The organism is Erythrobacter dokdonensis DSW-74 (assembly GCF_001677335.1).
Lineage (GTDB): Bacteria > Pseudomonadota > Alphaproteobacteria > Sphingomonadales > Sphingomonadaceae > Erythrobacter > Erythrobacter dokdonensis.
In genome coordinates, this window is the sequence record NZ_LZYB01000006.1 from 38,603 (window position 1) to 58,592 (window position 19,990).

At 66.4% G+C, this 19,990-nt stretch carries 21 protein-coding genes and 1 tRNA gene; 13 read left to right on the forward strand and 9 right to left on the reverse strand.

Annotated features, from left to right (window positions below; genetic code table 11):
• The first annotated feature begins 92 nt into the window (after nt 1-92).
• Both I603_RS10840 and I603_RS10845 read left to right on the forward strand, forming a co-directional pair.
• Entirely contained in the window at nt 93-602 is a 510-nt protein-coding gene (locus I603_RS10840; RefSeq protein WP_068864978.1) for an RNA polymerase sigma factor, read from the forward strand.
• The gene (locus tag I603_RS10845) at nt 599-1,396 is read left to right on the forward strand and encodes a hypothetical protein (protein WP_068864980.1); all 798 of its coding nucleotides are present in this window, start codon (nt 599-601) and stop codon (nt 1,394-1,396) included. The genes I603_RS10840 and I603_RS10845 overlap by 4 nt, the downstream gene beginning before the upstream one ends.
• Before the next feature lie 87 nt (nt 1,397-1,483).
• On the opposite strand, the gene I603_RS10850 is transcribed toward I603_RS10845, so the two are convergent.
• The 4 genes from I603_RS10850 to I603_RS10865 form a co-directional block, all read right to left on the reverse strand.
• Nucleotides 1,484-2,536: a porin gene (locus I603_RS10850; protein WP_158093647.1), complete on the reverse strand. Its 1,053-nt coding sequence runs from the start codon at nt 2,534-2,536 to the stop codon at nt 1,484-1,486.
• Between the two features lie 66 nt (nt 2,537-2,602).
• On the reverse strand, nt 2,603-3,388 hold the full coding sequence (locus tag I603_RS10855) for an alpha/beta hydrolase (protein WP_086621794.1): 786 nt from the start codon (nt 3,386-3,388) through the stop codon (nt 2,603-2,605).
• Nucleotides 3,385-4,410: an ABC transporter ATP-binding protein gene (locus tag I603_RS10860; protein ID WP_068864986.1), complete on the reverse strand. Its 1,026-nt coding sequence runs from the start codon at nt 4,408-4,410 to the stop codon at nt 3,385-3,387. Before I603_RS10860 ends, I603_RS10855 begins: the two co-directional genes overlap by 4 nt.
• Entirely contained in the window at nt 4,407-5,495 is a 1,089-nt protein-coding gene (locus I603_RS10865) for a DUF1611 domain-containing protein (protein WP_068864988.1), read from the reverse strand. The genes I603_RS10860 and I603_RS10865 overlap by 4 nt, the downstream gene beginning before the upstream one ends.
• Nucleotides 5,496-5,685: 190 nt before the next feature.
• On the opposite strand from I603_RS10865, the gene I603_RS10870 reads away from it, so the two are divergent.
• Nucleotides 5,686-6,855: an OprO/OprP family phosphate-selective porin gene (locus I603_RS10870; protein WP_158093648.1), complete on the forward strand. Its 1,170-nt coding sequence runs from the start codon at nt 5,686-5,688 to the stop codon at nt 6,853-6,855.
• Between the two features lie 361 nt (nt 6,856-7,216).
• Here the strand turns inward: I603_RS10870 and I603_RS10875 are convergent.
• Together I603_RS10875 and I603_RS10880 are read right to left on the reverse strand one after the other, a co-directional pair.
• Nucleotides 7,217-7,303 (reverse strand) — tRNA-Leu (locus I603_RS10875).
• A gap of 142 nt (nt 7,304-7,445) precedes the next feature.
• A complete protein-coding gene (locus tag I603_RS10880) occupies nt 7,446-8,459 on the reverse strand; it encodes a zinc-ribbon domain-containing protein (protein WP_068864992.1) in 1,014 nt (337 codons plus the stop codon).
• A 154-nt stretch (nt 8,460-8,613) separates the two neighbouring features.
• On the opposite strand from I603_RS10880, the gene ftsE reads away from it, so the two are divergent.
• From ftsE to I603_RS10900, 4 genes are read left to right on the forward strand one after another with little or no spacing between them, the layout of a single operon-like run.
• Nucleotides 8,614-9,357: a cell division ATP-binding protein FtsE gene (ftsE, locus tag I603_RS10885; protein WP_068864994.1), complete on the forward strand. Its 744-nt coding sequence runs from the start codon at nt 8,614-8,616 to the stop codon at nt 9,355-9,357.
• Complete coding sequence (locus I603_RS10890; protein ID WP_198157248.1) at nt 9,354-10,286, forward strand: cell division protein FtsX; 933 nt, start codon at nt 9,354-9,356, stop codon at nt 10,284-10,286. Before ftsE ends, I603_RS10890 begins: the two co-directional genes overlap by 4 nt.
• Before the next feature lie 9 nt (nt 10,287-10,295).
• Entirely contained in the window at nt 10,296-10,829 is a 534-nt protein-coding gene (locus I603_RS10895) for a YdcF family protein (protein WP_068864995.1), read from the forward strand.
• Nucleotides 10,826-11,524, forward strand: coding sequence for a lysophospholipid acyltransferase family protein (locus I603_RS10900; RefSeq protein WP_068864998.1), 699 nt, complete (start codon nt 10,826-10,828; stop codon nt 11,522-11,524). Before I603_RS10895 ends, I603_RS10900 begins: the two co-directional genes overlap by 4 nt.
• 126 nt (nt 11,525-11,650) lie before the next feature.
• On the opposite strand, the gene I603_RS10905 is transcribed toward I603_RS10900, so the two are convergent.
• Together I603_RS10905 and hisC are read right to left on the reverse strand one after the other, a co-directional pair.
• Nucleotides 11,651-12,559: a prephenate/arogenate dehydrogenase family protein gene (locus I603_RS10905; protein ID WP_068865000.1), complete on the reverse strand. Its 909-nt coding sequence runs from the start codon at nt 12,557-12,559 to the stop codon at nt 11,651-11,653.
• Nucleotides 12,556-13,656 carry a histidinol-phosphate transaminase gene (hisC, locus tag I603_RS10910; RefSeq protein WP_068865445.1) on the reverse strand — a complete coding sequence of 367 codons (1,101 nt, stop codon included), beginning with the start codon at nt 13,654-13,656 and terminating at the stop codon, nt 12,556-12,558. The genes I603_RS10905 and hisC overlap by 4 nt, the downstream gene beginning before the upstream one ends.
• A gap of 106 nt (nt 13,657-13,762) precedes the next feature.
• Here hisC and metX point away from each other — a divergent pair, with 106 nt between their 5' ends.
• A complete protein-coding gene (gene metX, locus I603_RS10915) occupies nt 13,763-14,875 on the forward strand; it encodes a homoserine O-acetyltransferase MetX (protein WP_068865002.1) in 1,113 nt (370 codons plus the stop codon).
• Nucleotides 14,872-15,459, forward strand: a complete 588-nt coding sequence (metW, locus tag I603_RS10920) for a methionine biosynthesis protein MetW (protein ID WP_068865004.1) — start codon at nt 14,872-14,874, stop codon at nt 15,457-15,459. Before metX ends, metW begins: the two co-directional genes overlap by 4 nt.
• 2 nt (nt 15,460-15,461) lie before the next feature.
• Here the strand turns inward: metW and I603_RS10925 are convergent, their stop codons facing one another.
• A complete protein-coding gene (locus I603_RS10925) occupies nt 15,462-15,854 on the reverse strand; it encodes a VOC family protein (protein WP_068865007.1) in 393 nt (130 codons plus the stop codon).
• Between the two features lie 110 nt (nt 15,855-15,964).
• On the opposite strand from I603_RS10925, the gene I603_RS10930 reads away from it, so the two are divergent.
• The 4 genes from I603_RS10930 to I603_RS10945 all read left to right on the forward strand — a co-directional run bounded on the left by I603_RS10930 (nt 15,965) and on the right by I603_RS10945 (nt 19,923).
• Complete coding sequence (locus tag I603_RS10930) at nt 15,965-16,360, forward strand: hypothetical protein (protein WP_068865009.1); 396 nt, start codon at nt 15,965-15,967, stop codon at nt 16,358-16,360.
• Nucleotides 16,361-16,434: 74 nt separating this feature from the next.
• Nucleotides 16,435-17,103, forward strand: coding sequence for a glutathione S-transferase family protein (locus tag I603_RS10935; protein WP_068865011.1), 669 nt, complete (start codon nt 16,435-16,437; stop codon nt 17,101-17,103).
• Nucleotides 17,104-17,208: 105 nt separating this feature from the next.
• Nucleotides 17,209-17,619: a peptide-methionine (R)-S-oxide reductase MsrB gene (msrB, locus tag I603_RS10940; RefSeq protein ID WP_068865012.1), complete on the forward strand. Its 411-nt coding sequence runs from the start codon at nt 17,209-17,211 to the stop codon at nt 17,617-17,619.
• A gap of 120 nt (nt 17,620-17,739) precedes the next feature.
• A complete protein-coding gene (locus tag I603_RS10945) occupies nt 17,740-19,923 on the forward strand; it encodes a transglycosylase domain-containing protein (RefSeq protein WP_068865014.1) in 2,184 nt (727 codons plus the stop codon).
• Nucleotides 19,924-19,990: the final 67 nt, after the last annotated feature.

The window sequence follows — 19,990 nt, forward strand, 5'->3', positions numbered from 1 at the left end:
AGTTCCTTTAAGCCATGGCTTTACCTATGACCCCCCTGGTCTATGAACGGAATATTTCCTCTTGCTGAACCGTTGGCATCGTGAACCGGCTGATGAACACGGACGAAACGACAAGACAGGCGCTCGTCGCTCTGATCCCGCGCCTGCGGCGCTTCGCCCGTGTCCTGACCGGCAATATGGCCGACGCAGACGATGTCGTGCAGGCTTGTCTGGAGAAAGCGATGCTGAACCTCGATCAATGGCAGCCCGGCACCCGGCTTGATGCCTGGGTGTTCCGGATCGCCCGCAATCACTGGCTGGACAACCGCCGCCGCGCGCACAACCGCATGGGGCACGATGATATCAGCGAGATGCCGGATCTGGTCGGCGATGACGGGGTGGCGGTGGTCGAGGCTGGTGACGAAGCCCGGATGGTGCGCGCCGCAGTCGATGCACTGCCGCCCGATCAGCGCGACGTGGTCGCGCTCGTGATACTGGAGGAAATGAGCTACCGCGAGGCGGCCGACACGCTCGGTCTGCCGATCGGCACGGTGATGAGCCGCCTGTCGCGTGCCAAAGCCGCTCTGGCGAAGCGCATTGCGGGGACAGGAGCGGTGCAGTGAGCGCTTCCTTCACCGATGCCCAGCTGGCCGCCTTTCTCGCCGGAACGCTTGTAGACGAGGCGTTGATCGATGCCATCGAGGTCGCGATCAACGCCGACCCCGATCTGGCGGCGCGGACCGAAGCGCTGGCCGCAGGTCATGAAATTGATCCGCTGGTGCAAGCGGCCTTTGCCCCGGTGCTTGATGCGCCCGTGCCCGAACGCCTGATCGCTGCGGCCACCATGCGCGATGCTCCGGACGAAGCGGAGGTGGTCAGCCTGGATGAAGTCCGCGCCGCTCGTTCGCGCGCCGCGCCCATCCCCGCCAATGATACCGCTCGCGGCAGCTGGGGCTGGGCGCAGATCGGCGCCATGGCCGCCAGCCTGGCGCTGGGCGTGATGATCGGCGGGCCGTTGCTGAAGGCCGGCTCCGATGCCCCGCAAGGCGCTAGCCTGGTGCTCGCCAGCGCCGATCTCGACGCCATGCTCGACAATGCGCCGAGTGGCCAGCTGGTCGAACTTGCCGCGCTCGGGCAGGGCGAGGTTGTGCTCACTTTCCGCAATATCGACGGCCAGCTGTGCCGCCAGTTCATGATTGAGTCCGTTGGCGGAGCCACCAGCGATGCGCTCGCCTGCGCGGGGGGCGCCGGGGAGGGCTGGCAGATTGAGGCCTATGGCCGCCGCGCAGCCCCGATCGGCGAGATGCGGCTTGCGGGCGGCGATGCCGCGCCTGCGGTGATCGCGGCGGTCGATGCCATGATCGACAGCGATCCCTTGATCGGTGCGGACGAAGCGACCGAATTGAGCAAGAAGTAGGACCCAGACGGGGCCCTGACCGACAAGAAAAAGCCCGGGCCGCTTGTCTGACCGCCCGGGCAATGGCCTGTGCCGCAGGGCGGGCGGTCAGATCGTCAGCAGAACTTCCACGACGCTCGCGATCCCGTCGTTATCGACCAGGCCGAACCGCTTTTCGCGAAACTGCACGATGTCGGCGCGCAGCTCGATATTGGGATGGACCCGGTAGAAGCCGCCGACCCCGAACAGCCGGTTGCTGCGGTCCGAGGCCTTGGTATAGGCGGCGCTGCCGGCCACACCCCATTCGGGCGTGACCCAGCCGATGCCGCCATTCAGCTCCCACTGGTCGAAACCGGGAGCGAGGCGGTTCGAATCCCCGCGATCGACATAGGCGCCGCCGATCCGCAGCGGCCCGCGCCGCGCCTCTGCGCCCACGCTCCAGCTACGCAGGTCCTCGCGGGTGGTGACCGGATCGGCCTCGCCGGTGACATAGCCACCGCTCGCGCCGAGGATCCAGTCGCCCACCGGCTGCTGGTATTGCAGGCCGAATTCGAAGGCGTTGTCGACTTGGATGCTCTCGCGCGAGTCCACCGCAGCGGCGTTGCGGCGGACCTTGGGCGACCACGAGACGCCCCCGCGCAGCCCCCCGATCGGCGGCGAGAGGTAGATCACCTTGAACGCATCCTGCGTGTCGAGCGCGCGCAACAACGCCTGCGTGCCGGCATAGCGCGAGAACTCGCCGCGCACCTGCCCCAGGGCAACCAGCGGTGCGGCAAAGGCGAGCCGATCGGCCGGGCCATCCTGCAGGCCCACTTCCACACGCCCGTAATCGCTGGCGACAAAGCCGTAGATTTCGCCCGCCTCGAGCACTTCGGAGGCACGACGGCGGCTGTTCTGTTCGACATTGAGGCCGATGATGATGCCGTCGGGCGAGGTCCATTGCGCGTTGAGCCTTGCGAACAGATCGACCTTGGCATCCGGAGAGTTGGTGGTGGCCTCGTCATCGCGAAATATCGCGCCTTGCGTCGCCGCGCCCCCGGTAAGGCGGATGTCGAAGCCTTCCCACTGGACCTCGATCCTCGGCAAGCCCTGATCTGCATGCGCCGCGCCAGCGCACAACATCGCCCCGCACACGGCTGCACCGTCAAGGGCGCGTCGCATCAATATTCGCCTCATCTTCATACCTTCAGAATAATGCACACCGGCTTATGTCCCGGCCAAAACCCTTCAGACAAGGTTTTGTGCCACGAATTCGAGAAGTTCGCCTTCAGCGACGCATTGCGTGAAATCATGCGACACCCCGTGCAGCGTCAGGATCTGCGGGCGGCCCGGCCTGCCCAGACTATCGGCGTAGGCGCTCGCCGCGCTGACGTAGCAACGCGCGCGGCGCAGCCGGTTGCGGCCCTGGTGTTCGACAATTTCGGGATCCTGGCGCACCGACTCGTCGACGCGGGTATCGCGGTTGCCGACAATCACCGTTGTCGGAATGTCGAGAAAGTCGGGCCCGACCAGCGGATCGCCCTGTCCGTTGCCGATGCCATAGGGATAGGCAAGATCGGTGCGCGGCAGGCTATACCAGCCCGCCGAAACCGCACACAGACGCTCGACCCGTTCCGGATGGAACATGGCAAAGCGGTGCGCCATCTGGGCCCCGCCCGAAAAGCCGAACAGGCGGAAGCGCGTCACGGGGACCCCGTGCTCCTCGGCAACTTCTTCCAGCAGCCGGATCAGGGCCGCATCGGATTGTGTCTGCCCGGGCTTGCGGGTCCTCATCTGCTGGTATTGGCCAAACCGCTCGCGCGTGAAGAGCGGCGCGATGATCGAGACCTGGCGAAAGGCGGGATGGATCGCAAAGCGCATCGCGATCTCCGCCGCGTTGCGGCTGATCCCATGGATCGCCACCAGCACCGGCTGATCCGGCCGCAGATTGGCGACAAAGCACTCAGGAACATCGGGCGTGGTGGACGCACGGTAGGTCGGCAGGCTGCCGGTCGACATCATCATAGCATTCATGAACCGGACTCCGTCGGCGGGGGCTTTGCTTGCGCAGGGACAAGGGATGGATGTTGGCGCGGGAGAGTGGCGCGGGCCGCAGAAGAACGGACGGCAGGTTGCGCGCGGTCACGGCTGCGCTGACGGCGGGCGGCTGCGACCAGCCGCTCCTCAAGCCGTAGCAGCGCGATCCGGCCACCGATCCGGGCATGGAGCGCGCGCGCGCTTTCCAGCAGGCGGGCAGCGATGAAGCCGATCAGCATCAGGTTCCCGGCAAGGCCGGCTTGCTGGCCGCCCCCCGCCGCCGGCACGACAATGACCAGCATTGCGGCCAACCCACCCAGGGTCGCGCTCGCATCCATCGCGCCCGCGAGAGCGGCGCGATGGATCGATGTGCGCGCGATGGCATCGGACAATTCGCCGAGCTTGCGAAAGCCCCGGCCATTGGTGTTCGGCAGCCCGCCCAACTGTCCGCGAACGCGGCGCACGAGCCAGCGGTTGAGCCTGCCGCGATCGATGCGCTGCGCTGCAATCGCATGCGTCAGCCGCCAGGCGATCAGCAGGATGACGGCGACCGCAATCGCCATCGGCGCCAGCGCCATGTGCAGCTGCGGCATGGTCAAGCCCACCCAAAGCGCGGTCGCGACGACGGCGGTGACACTGGTCCATAGCCGCACCGTTCCGCGAAGGGCATAGTTGCGCAGGGCTGCCATGTCGTTGATCAGCACAGTCAGCCAGCGCGCATCGCCGCCCTCGCCGTGATGACGAGTGACCGCATGATACAAGGCACCGCGGCAGTCGGTGACGAACCCTTGCGCGAACGCCTCCCCCAGCCAGCGTTGCAGCAGCAGCGCTGCAGCAGCGGTGAGCGCGATGCCGACGGCTGCGGGCAGCGCGCCCGGTGCCACACCAGCCGGCGTCATCAGCCGGTCCAGCGCACCGGCGAACAGCACCGCCAGCAACGCCTCGCCGACCGCGATCAGCGCGAGCAGCACGGCCAGATAACGGCGCCGTCCCGCCAGGAGGCGCGGGGCTGCGCTCATGCTGCTACCTGGCGGGACGGCTGGCTGAAGACGATCCGGCTGGCGCTGATCGGGTCGCGCAGTTCGGAAAGGGTCGCAACCGCGATGCCGGTCGCACGCTCCGCCTCGCGCGAGGCCAGCGGTGAGGCGGAGACCAGCCCCGATACCGCCACCGGCACAAGCCCTCGCTGGGCCAGCCACTGGCAGCCGAACGCTGCGCCCATGGCGTCGGAAGCAGCGAACAGCACCGCGTCAAACCAGCCGTGTGCATGGCCCGTCTCGAGCAGTTGCGCGGTCTCCCCATGCAGCAGGCCGTCGGCGATCTCGACCACAGCGATGTCGGCATCGGCATCGGCCAGTCGGCCCAGCAGCGTCTGGGTGATCCGCCCGAGTTCCTCGGTTGCGACGCCGAAGGTGGAGGCGTGACCGGCGTCGGTGAAATCGACCGCGAGCGCCGCACCGGCATCGCGCATCGACCACAGGTCTCCGCCCGATCCGGTGCCGGTCAGCTTGGCCGCGCCGACCTTGAACCCGCTGCGCGAAAGGCCATGCACCAGCCCGGCGACGGTTGTCGTCTTGCCCGCATTCATCGAACTGCCGACGACCGCGATTACCCGCGGCGGGCGCGAGCGCGGGTGCTGGTCGGCGCCGAAATCTGCAAGGTTCAGCGTTCGGCCGGTCCTGTCCTGCAACACGCCGAGCACCTCGATGGCGGTCGCCTGCCGGACGCGGGCGTGCTTCGCCGTGACCCGGGCGGCAACCCCGCCACCGGCGACGAGTTCGCAAGGGCCAAGGTCTTCGGGGACATAGGCTTCGAACTGGTCGGGCGCATAACGGTTGCCGTAAGCGACGATGATCTCGTCCCCGACGTAAAGATCGCCGCGCCGACCGTGGATGTTCTCTATCCGGCGGTGCTGCCCGATTGTGGTCACCCGGGCGAGAATGATGTCGCCCGCACGGGGAACCCGATCTGAGCGCGCCAGCCGCGCCGCGCGGGTCAGATCAACGTTGCGCGTCGTGAAGGCGCGCTTGGCCGCCGCGATGCGGGCGCTAAGACGCGCGATCCGGTCGCTACCGACGAAAGTGCTGAGATCGTGGATGGTCATCGGGGTGGCTCCTTTGCCGTGGTCGGGAGCACAACGACTGCAGTCTTCAGCTTATTCCCGAAGCCCGCCAGAAATTATTTTTTCAGTCGCGGGAATAACCGGCGTGCCGATGCCGTTAGCCGCTCAACCTGCGCTTGTCTTCGCCACGGCGGACCATGACGCACCGGGATGCAGCAACAGGAGCCCACACGTGACCAGATATTCTTCCTTGCGTCTTGTCCTTGCCCTTTCGGGCGCGGCCATCGCATTTTCGACACCGACTTTGGCCCTTGCGAGGGACGGCTTCGAAGCCGACGAGGACGGACTGACCGCTGAGCTCGGCGATATTAAATTCAATCTCGGCGGACGCTTGCATCTCGATGCCAGCGTCTTCGATCATGGCATCGACGACGGCAGTGCAGCCGACGTGCGCCGCGCGCGGCTGGAATTCTCGGCCCGGATCGGGGATGTGGTGCAAGTGCGTGCAGACCGCGAATTCGCCCAGGCAGACGGATGGCGGAACCTTTGGGTCGGTATCAAGCCGGTCAAGGATCTCGAGATCCGTGGCGGCAACCAGGTCGTGCCCTTCAGCATGGAAGACATGCAGAGTTCGAACAACATGGCACTTGTCGAACGATCGCTGGTGAACACCTTTGCGCCTGCGTTCGGGCTCGGCGGCAGCGTGCGCTATGCCAACGACAACTTCACTCTCGCAGGCGGATACTTCACCGATGCACTGGACGACGAGGTCGGCCAGTCTCGCGTCCGCGGTGATGGTTTCTCGGTGCGCGGCACGGTTGCGCCGATCGTGAAGCGCAAGACCTATCTGCATTTCGGCGCGGCCTACGAGAGCCGTTCGTTCGATGCGCTTGAACCGCCCCGCTTCACCGTCATTTCAGCCTCCAGCCTCGCGCCGCGTCTGGCGCGGACCGGCGCGCTTACCGGTGCCACCGATCTCACCGCCTATAATGGTGAATTCGCCTATGCGCGCGGGCCCGTTCAGGTGCAGGCGCAATATGTCGCGGTGCAGATCGACCGCGCCGGCCTCGCCAGCCTCGACTATTCGGGCTGGTATGCCCAGACGAGCTGGATGGTTACCGGCGAGACCCATCGCTATTCGCGCTCGGCCGGCATGCCGTCCGGTCCGCGGCTGGACAAGAACGGTGCCGTCGAACTGGCCGCACGCTACAGCGAGGCCGACATCGACGATGCGACACTCGACCGCGGCCGCGCGTCCATCCTCACGCTTGGCGCGACCTGGTATCTCGACCGCAACATCCGGGTGATGGCTAACTATGCCCGCACCAAAACCACCGACAGCCTGATCACGCCCGATGCCGAAGGAAATCTGGGCGTGGTGCGCTTCCAACTCGCGTTCTGACCGGGTTCTCCCCCCCAATCATACCCGCAGAACAAGTGGCGCGGCCAGTCTCTCGCCGAGGCTGGCCGTTGCTGCTTAGCCTGTCTTGTGACACGTGAAGGCTTCACCAGCGCTTTCTGTGCTGCTGCATCAACCGCCGCGTTCGGCGAAATCGGGTATTCCCGTTGGTAGCGGCGAACGACATAAACCGCGCAGATCCGTTCATGAAAGTCAGCTGGCGAACCCATCCGCTTTCAGGCGATCGGCAGGTGGTCGACTGTGGCCGACCTGGAAGCCCATTGCTGAGGAATTCCGGTCCAGAGTTCGCAGGCGTCCTCTATGGGGTGCCAGAGAATGCCGGTTTTCCGCCATTTTGCGAGAGTGGTGCGGTCGAGAAGACTCGAACTTCCACGGCCTTTCGGCCACAACGACCTCAACGTTGCGCGTCTACCAGTTCCGCCACGACCGCACTCGGGTTTTGCCGGGGCGGCGCGATGCCGGCCCCGCGGTAGGAGCGGGCCACTAGCAAGGGGTTTTGCCCTGCGCAAGCTCTTTGACGATGTTGCTTCGGGCCGAGCGCAAAAAGTCCGTGAGCGCGCCCGCAGGACAGCTCAGCCCGGCGCCCAGCCAAGGTCGGCAACGGCAGCACCCGGGGGAATATTGGCAATCGCCTCGGTCACGTTCACGCTTTCGCCGGGCGCAAGTTCGCGCTTGGCAGGGACGACGACCCAGTCACCCACCTTGCGCTCGCGCCCGTCACTGAACACCACCAGCAGATTGGGTACGGCCAGCTTTTCGCGCGCTGTATTGCTGATCGTACCGCGCACGCGGAAGATCTTTTCGCCGTTCTCCAGCGTTTCGCTGCGCTGTTCTTCCTTCGGGAAGTCGAGTTCCAGTCCCGGTTTGCCGATTCCGAACGTCGGGCGGTTGAAGGGAACCCATTCGGGCAGGCCGTAGTAATTGACCGCAGCCACGGTTCCCGCCGCCAGCACCGCGAAAATCGCTGCAGCGAGGGTCCACATGCGCAAGGTATTGCGGCGCCGTGTGAAGGGCGCGCGGTAATCGAACTGGGAAACCCCGTCATCATCGTCGCCGTCTTCATCGGCGAAAGGCGGATCCGGCTCGGTGGACACGGGTTCGGAGGCTGCCTGGGTCGGAACCGTCGCAGCCATCACCGGCGGCTCGTCCTGCCCGCCTTGCCCCTCACGCTGGGCCATGCCCCGCCGCAAGGCCCGCACGGCCAAGGTCTGATCGATCGCCTCCGGCGCGGCGGATTGGCCCTCAGTGCGCCAGTGGCTGATCGAAGGGGCGGCATCGGCTGCCGGCTCGGGCGGTGCAGGCTCCTCCCTCGTGTCCTCCGCCGCAGCGGGAGGCTCTGCCGCGGCAGGCGCAGGTTCCGCCCGGGGCTCGGGCGCGGGAGGCGGCGGGGGCGCCGGGCTAGACGGAGAAGCGCTTGCCGGGGCAGCGGGGGCGGGCGTTTCGATCGGCCTGTCGAGTTCGAGTTCGGGCGGTTCCTGGAACCAGCTGTGCTTGCATTTGGCACAGCGCACCGTGCGGCCTTCGCTGCCGATGGCAGAATCCGGCACGGCATAGCGGGTACCGCAGGCGGGACAAGCGATGATCATTGTCGTTAACGCAATAGTCAGCAGGCCCGTCCGCACAAGAGCAAGCAAGGAGAACGGGTGCAATTCGGCGCATTTTTCCACATTGCCGGCCCGATATCGCCATCTCGATCATGTCCGGCTTCCCCTCGCGCGCGGCCGCTGATAGGTGCGCGGCATGATCGACCGCAGCACCGAGATCGTGAAATTCGACAATGTCGGGCTGCGTTATGGCACCGATCCCGAGGTGCTGAGCAATCTCAGCTTCACGCTCTATCCGGGCAGCTTCTATTTTCTCACCGGAGCGAGCGGGGCTGGCAAGACCAGCCTGTTGAAGCTGCTCTACCTCGCCCAGCGGCCTTCGCGCGGGGCGATCCGGATGTTCGGGCAGGACCTCATGACCATGCCCCGCGAGAAGCTGCCCGAATTGCGCCGCCGGCTGGGCGTGGTGTTCCAGAACTTCCGGCTGGTGCCGCATCTCACGGCCTTCGACAATGTCGCCCTGCCGCTGCGGCTGGCGGGCGCGGACGAGCAGCGGGTGACCAAAGCGGTGTCCGACATGCTCGAATGGGTCGGGCTCGGCCACCGTGCGCAGGCCATCCCTGCGACCATGTCGGGCGGCGAGCAGCAACGCGTCGCCATTGCCCGTGCGGTGATCGCGCGGCCCCGGATGCTGATCGCCGACGAGCCGACAGGCAATGTCGATCCCGATATGGCATTGAAGCTGCTGCGCCTGTTCGAGGCGCTCAACAACCGGGTGGGGACGACCGTGGTGGTCGCGACGCATGATGTCCATCTGCTCAAGAAGGTGCCGGATTCGCTGATCATGCGGCTGAACAGGGGCCAGCTGTCCGATCCCACCGGAGCCTTGCGCTATCCGCCGCGGCCTGCGCCGTCATCTGTTCCGGGCAGCAAGCAATGAGCGTGCCGCCACTCCCCGAGGCGCCGGAGGAAGCGGCCGCCACCATTACCGCACACGCGCGTGCAGCCGCGCTGCTGCCGCAGCCGCGCATCGCCGGGCCGATGCCGTGGGTGATAGCGATTCTGATCGCGCTGGTGGTGATGGCAGCCGCCGGCGGCCTGGCATTGCGCAATCTCGCCGATGCGGCCCGTTCCGATCTGGCGGCAGCGGTGACGGTTCAGGTGATCGAGCCCAATCCCGACTTGCGCGGCCAGCGTGCCGAGGCGGCTGTAGCGGCCCTTGAGGGCATGGAGCTGGTACGCTCGGTCCGGCTGGTTCCGCAGGACGAACTTGCCGAACTGCTCGAACCCTGGCTCGGTGCGGCGGCCACGAGCGGCGATGTGCCGATTCCCGCGCTGATCGATGTGGAACTGGTGCGGCGCGCATCGTCCGGTGAGGTCGCGGCAATCGCGACCGCGCTTGCGGATGTTGTTCCCGAGGCGCGCGTCGATGCCCAGGGGGACTGGCTGCGCCCGGTCTATCGGGCGCTCGCTGCTCTGCAATGGCTGGCCCTGGGACTGATCGCGCTGGTCGCGCTGGCGACGGCTGCAGCCGTATGGCTCTCGTCGCGCAATGCCTTTGCCAGCGCGCGCGATACGGTGGAGATTATTCACCTGCTCGGCGGGACGGACAACCAGATCACCGGCATCTTTCTGCGCACCGTGCTGCGCGAGGCGGCCTTTGGCGCGCTGCTTGGCACGATGCTGGGGCTGGGCGCGGCATGGCTGCTGGGGCAGCAGTTCGCGGCGCTGGATTCAGGCATGGTGGGCGCCGGTGTGCTGCGCCTTGCCGACTGGCTTGCGATCGCCCTTGTGCCTGTGGCGGGCGTGCTGCTGGCACTGGGAACCGCACGCATGACCATTGCGCTTGCCCTGCGCGACATGCTTTAGGCGCGCGCCATGATCCGCCGCATCCTTTCCGTACTGTTCCTGGTCTGGGCGATCGGCTTCCTGTGGTTCGTGGTCGCGCTGCCGCAGCCGGCGGCCGATACGATCAGGACCGATGCGGTGATCGTGCCGACCGGGGGAGCCGGGCGTATCGCGCGCGGACTTGAGGTGCTCGATCAGGGGCTGGCGGGCAAGATGCTGGTCAGCGGGGTCGATCCCGAAGTGAAACCGGCCGAATTCGCCGCCGAGTTCGATGTTGCTCCGCAAGCCATGGAATGCTGCGTCACCCTCGGATTTGCCGCGGTTGACACCCGCTCCAATGCCGCCGAGACTGCCAAGTGGGTTGCACAGAACGAGGTGCGTTCCTTGCGGCTGGTGACGACCGATTGGCATATGCGCCGCGCGGCCGGCGAGCTTGACCGGACATTGCCCGAACATGTCACGGTCATCCGCGATGCCGTGTCCTCGCAGCCTGACCTCGGAACGCTGTTCCTCGAATATCACAAGCTGCTCGCGAGCCGGGCGGCGGGACTGGCGGACCTTTGAGCTGGCTCATCGCCGCGCTTCGTTCGCTTGTCTTCTACGTGCTGTTCTATGGCGGCTCGGCCCTGCTGGTTGCCGCTTCGGTGGTGGCGGTGCTGACACAGCGGCGCTGGCTGCGACCGGTGGTCGCGCTGTGGGGGCGCTGGCATCTGTGGTGTGTCGAGCACCTGCTGGGCATCGAGGTTGTGCTCGAAGGGGCGCTTCCTGACAGTCCGGTGCTGGTGGCGATCAAGCATGAAAGTTTCTTCGAGGCGATCGACATGCCGCGCCTGTTCGCCTTTCCGGCGGTATTCGCCAAGCAGGAGCTCTTCCGTATTCCGGGTTGGGGATTCTCCGCGCTGGTCTATGGCCTGATCCCGGTGGCGCGCGAGGAAGGGGCCAAGACCCTGCGGCAGATGCTGGCGACCGCGAAGGAGCGGGTCGGGCAGGGTCGTCCGCTGGTCATCTTTCCCGAAGGCACCCGCGTGGCGCACGGCACCCGCCCACCGCTCCAGGCGGGGTTCGCCGGGCTCTACAAGCTGCTGCGCCTGCCGGTGGTGCCGGTCGCGGTCGACAGCGGGCGGGCCTATCACCATGTGGTGAAGCGTCCGGGGCGGATCACCTACAAGGTCGGCGAGGTGATCCCGGCGGGCCTGGCCCGCGAGGAGATAGAAACACGGGTGCATGAGGCGATCAACGCGCTGAATGCGGCCGGCTGATGCTTCCATCGGGTTTGCCCGTGTAAAGTCCGGGCCAGACCCCCGTCAGCCACTGTTCGACCCCCGCCAGACCCCCGTCAGATCCCCGTCAGCGCGCGGGTTTCACGTGAAACACCGGCTGGCGGACTATTGCCCGTGTTCGCGCCCGAAATCGGGACGCTCGTCATCCTGCCCTTGCTCGATCACCGCGCGGCGGATGGCGCGGGTGCGGGTGAACAGGTCGAACAGGGTGTCGCCGTCGCCCGAACGGATCGCGCGTTGCAGCGCGGTGAGATCCTCGGTGAAACGGCCCAGCATCTCCAGCACGGCGCCCTTGTTGGTGAGGAACACGTCGCGCCACATGACGGGATCGGAGGCGGCGATGCGGGTGAAGTCGCGGAAGCCCCCGGCGGAATACTTGATCACCTCGCTCTGGGTCACATCCTCCAGATCGCTCGCGGTGCCGACGATGGTGTAGGCAATGAGGTGCGGAATGTGGCTGGTGACGGCAAGCACCAGATCGTGGTGGGCAGCGTCCATCAGCTCGACCTTGGAGCCCAGCTGCGTCCAGAAGTCCGATAGCGCCGCGACCGCCGCCGGGTCGGCGCCCTCGGGCGGGGTGAGTATGCACCAGCGCCCGGCGAACAGTGTGGCAAAGCCCGCCTCCGGCCCGCTCTGCTCGGTCCCCGCGACCGGGTGCGCTGGGATGATGCAGGCACCGGGGAGGGCAGCTGCCAGGGCATCGGCCACGGCGGCTTTGGACGAGCCGACATCGCTGATGATCGCATCCGGCGCGAGGCCCGGCGCAATCGCCCGCGCGGCATCGCCCATCGCCCCGACGGGGACGCACAGGATAACGAGATCGGCATCGGCCACGGCGCCCTCGGGTGTATCGCAGACCGTCCCGACCAGGCCTCTGGCAGACGCCCGTTCGCGCACGGAGACGTCGCGGTCCCAGCCGGTGGTGGCGATGTGGGGCGCGCGCGCCTTCACTGCCAGGCCGATCGAGCCGCCCAGAAGGCCGAGGCCGATGATGGCCACGCGGGCAATGGTCATGCGGCTTCCCCGCACAGGGTTCGCAGGGCAGCGATGACGCGGGCCATGTCGTCGGTTTTGCCGATGGTGATGCGCAGCGAACGGGGTAGACCCTGCCCCGGCAGATGGCGCACGGCATAGCCGGCCTCGCCGAGCGCCTCGAGCGCCTGGGCCGCTGTTACCTCGCCCTCGAAATGGACAAGCAGGAAGTTGGCCTCGCTCGGGCTGAAGGACAGGCCGTGATTGCCCAGCGCCGCCACCGCTTCGGCCAGCCGCGCGCGTTCGGCGGCGTTGTGGATTCGGCTGGCGCGCACGAAGTCCTGATCGCCGAGTGCCGCAAGCGCGGCTCTCTGCCCGCTGATGGTTACGTTGAACGGCCCGCGAATGCGGTTGAGAACATCGATCAGGCTCGGCGCACCGGTCGCCCAGCCGATCCGCTCGGCAGCGAGACCATAGATCTTGGAGAAGGTGCGCGTGACCAGCACGTTGTCATGCGCCGCTGCGAGCGCAAAGGCGGCGCTCTGCAAGGCAGGATCGACATATTCGCCGTAAGCCTCGTCCACCACCAACAGCACGTCGGACGGCAGGCCCGCATGCAGCCGCGCGACTTCGGACGGGGGCAGGAAGGTTCCGGTCGGATTGTTGGGATTGGCGAGGAAGACGACGCGGGTGCGTTCGGTCACCGCGCCGAGCAGCGCGTCGACATCGGTGCCGAAGTCCCGGTCGGGGGCTTCCACCGGGGTCGCGCCGCAGCGCCTTGCGGCGATGTCGTAGACGGCAAAGGAGAAGCGGCTGAACAGCACCTCGTCCCCCGGCCCGGCAAAGCCCTGCGCGGCGAGGTTGAGCAGTTCGTCCGAGCCCGTGCCGCACACCACCCGCGCCGGATCGAGCCCGTGCAGGCTCGCAATCGCCTCACGCAGGGCCCGCGAATCCGGATCGGGATAGGTCGCCGCCTCCCCCCGTGCTTGCGCGAGAGCCTCAAGCGCCGCTGGCGAAGTGCCGAGCGGGTTCTCGTTGGCGGACAGCTTCACCAGCGGCTTGCCGCTCGCCGACTTGGACTTGCCGGGCTGGTAGGCGTGGATGCCGAGGATCCAGGGCTTGGGTTCAGGCTTGGACATGGGATTGGCGCGATAGCCAGTTTGGCGCGGCGAATACAGCGCGAAAACGCAAGCAGAGCGGGCGGTGATTGACATGAGCGGGGGGCTACCCCAATTCGCAGCGCGAATGAACGCCGCCCCCGCCTCTCCGGTCTACCGCATCCCCCATCCCCTGCCGCTCGACAGCGGACAGGCGCTGGAGGCTGCGCAGATTGCCTATGAAACCTATGGCACGCTGGCGCCGGACAAGGGCAACGCCGTGCTGGTGTGCCATGCGCTGACCGGCGATCAGTATCTTGCCAGCCCGCACCCGATCACCGGCAAGCCGGGGTGGTGGGAGCGGATGGTCGGCCCGGGCAAGCCGATCGATACCGACCGGCATTTCGTCATCTGCGCAAATGTCATCGGCTCGTGCATGGGCTCGACCGGCCCGGCCAGCCTCGCGCCGGACGGCCAGCCCTACGCGATGCGTTTTCCCGTCATCACCATCCGCGACATGGTGCGCGGGCTGGTGGCGCTGCTCGACGGGCTCGGGATCGACCGGCTGCACGCGGTCGTCGGCGGGTCGATGGGCGGGATGCAGGCGCTGAGCCTTGCCGCCAACTGGCCGGAGCGCGCCGCGCGGGTGCTGGTAATCGCCTCCACCGCGCGCCATTCGGCGCAGAATATCGCTTTCCACGAAGTCGGGCGCCAGGCGATCATGGCCGATCCGGCCTGGGCCGAGGGCGAATACTACGCTGCCGATGCGAAGCCCGATAATGGTCTCGCCGTGGCGCGGATGGCGGCACATATCACCTACCTGTCCGAAGCGGGGCTGACCGAAAAGTTCGGGCGCCGTTTGCAGGACCGCGAGTCCAAGGGCTTCGGCTTTGATGCCGAGTTCCAGGTCGAAAGCTACCTGCGCTATCAGGGTTCTGGCTTCACCCGCCGCTTTGATGCCAACTCCTACCTCTACATCACCCGCGCGATGGATTACTTCGACATTGCCGAAGAATTTTCCGAAGTTCCGGGGGGCGGCAAGCTGGCGGATGCCTTTGCCGGAACGCAGGCGCGCTTCTGCATCGTCAGCTTCGACACCGACTGGCTTTATCCCACCAGCGAAAGCCGCCACGTTGTCCACGCGCTCAACGCTGCCGGTGCCAAGGTCAGTTTCGTCGAACTTTCCGCGCCGCACGGCCATGACAGCTTCCTGCTGGAACATGACCAGCTTGACCGGGTAGTGAAGGGGTTTGTCGAGTGAGTTTGCGGCCCGATCTTGCCGCCATCGCCGCCCATGTCGCGCCCGGCAGCCGGGTGCTCGACATCGGCTGCGGCGACGGTGCGCTGATGGCCGAGCTGGAAGCTGCAAGCGGCTGTGATGCGCGCGGGATGGAGCTGGACGGGCAACTGGTCGAACGCTGCGTCGCGCGCGGCCTCAGCGTGGTGCAGGGCGATGCCAATCTCGACCTTGCGGACTACCCCGACAAGGCGTTCGATTACGCAATCCTGAGCCAGACGCTGCAGACCGCTGCCCGGCCTGACCGGATACTCGACGAGTTGCTGCGGGTAGGGCGGCGGGCATTCGTCAGTTTCCCCAATTTCGCTCACTGGCGCACCCGTGCCGCGCTGATGTTCGGCGGGCGGATGCCGGTCACCCGCGCCTTGCCGGTGAGCTGGTACGAGACGCAGAACATCCACCACGTGACGGTGGAGGATTTCCGCGACCTCGCGAAGATGAAGGGCGCGGCGATCGAGCGTGCGTGGTTTTTCGCCAATGAAACGGAAATCGGCGCGACAGGGGCTAACTGGCGCGCCGAATTCGCGGTGTTCGAGTTAAGTCGGTAAGATCAGCCCGCGCGGTGCAGCATGCACAGCTTGTGGCCGTCAAGGTCCAGCACATAGCCCAGGTTCAACGTGCCCATCGAGCCGGTGCGCGGACCCGGCGGGTCTTCGATCGACTTGCCCCCAGCGGCAACGGCCGCATCGTGGAAGGCCTGAACCTGCTCGAGGCTGTCGCACGCAAAGCCGACGGTCGAGCCGTTCGATGCCGTCGCGGGCTGATCGTTGATCGGCTCGCTGATCGAGAACATGCCGCCATTGTGCATCCAGAAAGCGCGCTTGTGGCCGGTGGCTGCGACATTGATCATTCCCGGCCCCGCACCCAGCGTGGCGAGCACGGTGTCGTAGAATGCCTTGGCGCGGTCGAAATCATTGGTGCCGACCATGATGTGACTGAACATTGCTTGAAGTCTCCTCTCAAAGGACGCCTTGCGGGTTAGGCCGGAATTGGGCGAGCGGCAATGCGGATTCCGGTAGCCACGGGTTCATCTTGCAGGGCATAGGACAAGTCATGCTGACGACCATGCTTCTCCCCGCCGCGCTCTTGCTTCAGGCCGTGCCCGAAGCTGCCACGCCCGCAGGGCCCGCCACGCCTCCGCCGACCCGGATCGAGGATCTGACCGTCGAGGAATCCGCCGCGCTGCGCTGCTCGGTCGCCTTTGCTTTCATCAGCGACTGGCAAAAGGACAGCGATCCGCGCGGGCAAGCCTGGCCGGGTCTGGCGGAGAATGGCGGCCGCGAATTCTTCGTTCGCACCATGGCGCAGCTCATGGATCGGCGCGGGCTCGACCGGCGCGGCGTGCTTGATCTTGTCGCATTGCAGACAGAACAGCTGAATGCCAGTCCGGGGGATATCCCCGCGATCATGCCGGCCTGCCTGATGATGAAATCCGCCGCCGGGCTATAGCGCTGGATATATCCCCCGCGCGCGCCATGCACCGCTGGATTTGCCACGCGAATTGCGGCAGAGCCTGAGGCCGTATGTGGTTCCTCTATCAATTCCCGCTCTGCCCCTTCAGCCGCAAGATCCGGCTGCTGCTGAGCGAAAAGAACATCCCGTTCGATCTGGTGCGCGAAGAGCCCTGGGCGGCTTCCGACATGTTCTTCAACCTCAATCCGGCAGGCCGGACGCCGGTGATCGTCCACCGCGAGAAAAACCTCGCCATCCCCGACAGCCGCGCGATCGCCGAATATTTCGAGGAAACCGTCGATCGTAATCCGATGATCAACGGCACCGCCTCCCAGCGCGCCGAGATCCGCCGGCTGGTGGCGCTGTTCGACGAGAACTTCTACGCTGACGTGACCGCCCCGCTGCTGTCCGAACGCATGCGCAAGCGCATCCTGCGCCAGCCGCCCGACAGCGGCGCGTTGCGCAATGCGATGAAGCTGGCCCACGGCCATCTCGATTATCTCGACTGGCTGATCGACAACCGCCCCTGGGTCGCGGGATCGACGATGAGCCTCGCCGATCTCGCGGCGGCGGCGCAGATTTCGGTCGCGGACTATCTCGGCGGAATCGACTGGTCGGGACACGAACAGTCGCGTGGCTGGTATGCGGTGTTCAAGAGCCGCCCGAGCTTCCGTCCGTTGCTGACCGAGCGCATGGACGTGATCCAGCCGCCCGCGCATTATGCGCTGCTCGACGGTTAGCGTCCTCGATCACGAGGCCTGACGGTCCTATCGCTGCAGGCGCGCGGTCGCGCTTGCGGTTCATCGGCGATGAACCGATATAGTGCCCTTCTGAGAGGAGAGCTCATGGACAATCCCGACCCCCGCACCATCACCGACGCCGAATGGCGCGCAAGGCTCACCCCGATGCAGTATCACATCCTGCGCGAGGCGGGCACCGAACGCGCCTTCACTGGCGAATACGACAAGTTCTACGACGAGGGCGAATATCATTGCGCCGCATGCGGCACGCAGCTGTTCTATTCGACCGCCAAGTACAATTCGGGCTGCGGCTGGCCAGCCTTCACCCGTCCGGCCGACGATGAGGTGATCGAGGAGCACCGGGACACCTCCTATGGCATGATCCGCACCGAGGTGCGCTGCGGCAAGTGCGGCGGGCATCTGGGCCATGTCTTTCCCGACGGCCCGCCCGAGCAGGGGGGATTGCGCTACTGCATCAATTCGGCCGCGCTGGTCTTCACTCCTGCCGAGGGCTGATACCGGCATCGCCGCGGGGGACGAGCGCGCCCGCACGGTTCACCCGCGGTTAGAACTTGCCTATGCACAGGGCAGGGTGCGCCCGCAGGTGACGGGTACCAACGGATAGAACATCACGCCATGTCCAGAAGGGGTGACCGGTTGCAGAAGAAGGGCGCTCGCGGATCGCGCCGGGCGGCGGCGGAGCGGGCCGAAAGGCCTGTGTCAAAAGCCGCGTCGGGCGGCAGCGGCCGCAAGCCGCCCTCGCGCCTCGGGGTGTGGCTGAAGCGCGGCGCCTTGTGGGGTGCGGGCCTCGCGGTGATGGGGCTGGTCGTGCTCGGCATCGCAGTCGCCATGGCGGCGCGCACCATCCCCAGCTATTCCACGCTCAAGGCGAACCAGCCCGGCCAGACCATTGTCGTGCGCGCGCGCGACGGGCGCGAGATTGTCGAACTGGGTCCGAGTTTCGGCGAGTGGCTCGATTACGACCAGATCCCCGATAACATGAAGAATGCGATGGTCGCGGTCGAGGACAAGCGCTTCAATTCCCATTTCGGGGTCGATCCGATCCGCCTCACCGGCGCGCTTGTCGAGGGGATCACCGGTTCGCGCGCGCGGCTGGGCGGGACCTCCACCATCACCCAGCAGCTTGCCCGCAACCTGTTCCTCAACAATAACCGCACCTTCGACCGCAAGGCCCGCGAGGCGGTGCTGGCGATGGCGATCGAATGGAAGTTCTCCAAGGAGGAGATCCTCGAGCTCTATCTCAACAAGGTCTATTTCGGCGGCGGCGCCTACGGTATCGATTCCGCGTCCCGCAAGTTCTTCAGCCACCCCGCAACCGATCTCAGCGTTGGCGAGGCGGCGATCATCGCCGGGCTGGTCAAGGCGCCGAGCCGCTATTCCCCCACCGCCGATGTCCAGGCTGCGGTCGACCGTGCCAAGGTGGTGTTGCGGCTGATGCGCGAGCAGGGCTACATCACCCCCGATCAGGCGATGGTCGACGTCTCAGAGGTGCAACTGAAGGAGCAGGCCGGGCAGAACTCGGTGCGCTACTTCACCGACTGGGTGCTGCCACAGCTCGACATCATCCTGCCCGAGACCTTCGAGCCGATCGAGGTCTGGACAACGCTCGACATCGGGATGCAGCGCGCCGCCACTGCCGCGATCGAGGCCAATACGCCGGACGGGGCGCAAGGTGCGCTGGTCAGTCTCGACCGCGACGGAGCGATCCTCGCGCTGGTCGGCGGCACGGATTATGTCGCGAGCAATTTCAACCGTGCGACCACCGCGATGCGCCAGCCGGGTTCCTCGTGGAAGCTGTTCGTCTATCTCGCCGCGCTCGAAGCGGGCTATACGCCCGAAGACATGGTGGTCGACACGCCGGTGACGATCGACGGGTGGAGCCCGCGCAATTCGAACGGCAAGAATATCGGCGAGACCGATGTGCGCACCGCCTTTGCCTTTTCGATCAACACCGTCGCGGCACAATTGGGCAACGAGGTCGGCTTCGGCACCGTCGCCTCGATGGCCAAGCGTTTCGGGATCACCTCGCAGATTTCGACCTTCCCCTCGATGGTGCTCGGCTCTTCCGAGGTGCGGCTGATCGAGATGACCCGCGCCTTTGCCGCGATCTCGGCCAAGGGAATCGGGGTGGAACCCTATGGTATCGCCAAGGTCACCACTGTGGGCGGGGACGTGCTGTATCAGCACCAGGCGGCGCGCGACCGGGCGCTGGTGCCCGATTATGTCGTTGCCGGGATGACCGACCTGATGCAGGCTGCGGTGCAGACCGGGACGGGCCGCGCGGCGCAGATCGGACGCCCGGTCGCCGGCAAGACCGGCACGACCTCGTCGAACAAGGACGGCTGGTTCATCGGGTTTTCCTCGGGCGTTACCACCGGCGTATGGATGGGGCGCGACGATGCGAAGGCGGTTCCCGGCCTGCAGGGCGGGCGCGCGCCGGCGCAGGCCTTTGCCGCCTTCATGCGCTATGCCGTCAAGGATCGCCCGGTCGAGGAATTCGAGACGACCGTCGAATTGCCCGAATGGCAGCTGGAACCCGACGAGGAGGCGATGTTCGGCGAGCCGGAGGATTACTATTTCATCGACGAGCAGGGCAATCTGGTGGAACCGGGACGGCGCGAGCCGGCACCCAGCCTGTTCGGCGTCGAGGGCGAACGCCCCCGCGATGCGCCCCCTGCGGCGAGCCAGGATTTTCTCGAACAGGCGACCGGCGGCGCGTTACCCCAAGGGCAGCGCGATCCGCGCCGCCAGCAGGCCCCGCCGCCGCCCCCACCGCCTCAGGCACAGCCCGACGAATAGCCCGAACAGCAAGGAAAAAGGGCGCCGGGATAAGCTCCCGGCGCCCTCTTTGCGTCACGGAAATCGT

Excerpts from the sequence above, each read along its gene's own strand:
- I603_RS10880 (WP_068864992.1), bottom strand. The coding sequence starts at position 8,459 with ATGATCATCGCTTGTCCCGCCTGCGGTACCCGCTATGCCGTGCCGGAT.
- I603_RS10895 (WP_068864995.1), top strand. The coding sequence starts at position 10,296 with ATGATCCGCCGCATCCTTTCCGTACTGTTCCTGGTCTGGGCGATCGGC.
- metX (WP_068865002.1), top strand. The coding sequence starts at position 13,763 with ATGAACGCCGCCCCCGCCTCTCCGGTCTACCGCATCCCCCATCCCCTG.
- I603_RS10855 (WP_086621794.1), bottom strand. The coding sequence starts at position 3,388 with ATGAATGCTATGATGATGTCGACCGGCAGCCTGCCGACCTACCGTGCG.
- ftsE (WP_068864994.1), top strand. The coding sequence starts at position 8,614 with ATGATCGACCGCAGCACCGAGATCGTGAAATTCGACAATGTCGGGCTG.
- I603_RS10945 (WP_068865014.1), top strand. The coding sequence starts at position 17,740 with ATGTCCAGAAGGGGTGACCGGTTGCAGAAGAAGGGCGCTCGCGGATCG.
- I603_RS10935 (WP_068865011.1), top strand. The coding sequence starts at position 16,435 with ATGTGGTTCCTCTATCAATTCCCGCTCTGCCCCTTCAGCCGCAAGATC.
- I603_RS10840 (WP_068864978.1), top strand. The coding sequence starts at position 93 with ATGAACACGGACGAAACGACAAGACAGGCGCTCGTCGCTCTGATCCCG.
- hisC (WP_068865445.1), bottom strand. The coding sequence starts at position 13,656 with ATGTCCAAGCCTGAACCCAAGCCCTGGATCCTCGGCATCCACGCCTAC.
- I603_RS10925 (WP_068865007.1), bottom strand. The coding sequence starts at position 15,854 with ATGTTCAGTCACATCATGGTCGGCACCAATGATTTCGACCGCGCCAAG.
- I603_RS10890 (WP_198157248.1), top strand. The coding sequence starts at position 9,354 with ATGAGCGTGCCGCCACTCCCCGAGGCGCCGGAGGAAGCGGCCGCCACC.
- msrB (WP_068865012.1), top strand. The coding sequence starts at position 17,209 with ATGGACAATCCCGACCCCCGCACCATCACCGACGCCGAATGGCGCGCA.
- I603_RS10865 (WP_068864988.1), bottom strand. The coding sequence starts at position 5,495 with ATGACCATCCACGATCTCAGCACTTTCGTCGGTAGCGACCGGATCGCG.
- I603_RS10850 (WP_158093647.1), bottom strand. The coding sequence starts at position 2,536 with ATGCGACGCGCCCTTGACGGTGCAGCCGTGTGCGGGGCGATGTTGTGC.
- I603_RS10860 (WP_068864986.1), bottom strand. The coding sequence starts at position 4,410 with ATGAGCGCAGCCCCGCGCCTCCTGGCGGGACGGCGCCGTTATCTGGCC.
- I603_RS10930 (WP_068865009.1), top strand. The coding sequence starts at position 15,965 with ATGCTGACGACCATGCTTCTCCCCGCCGCGCTCTTGCTTCAGGCCGTG.
- I603_RS10905 (WP_068865000.1), bottom strand. The coding sequence starts at position 12,559 with ATGACCATTGCCCGCGTGGCCATCATCGGCCTCGGCCTTCTGGGCGGC.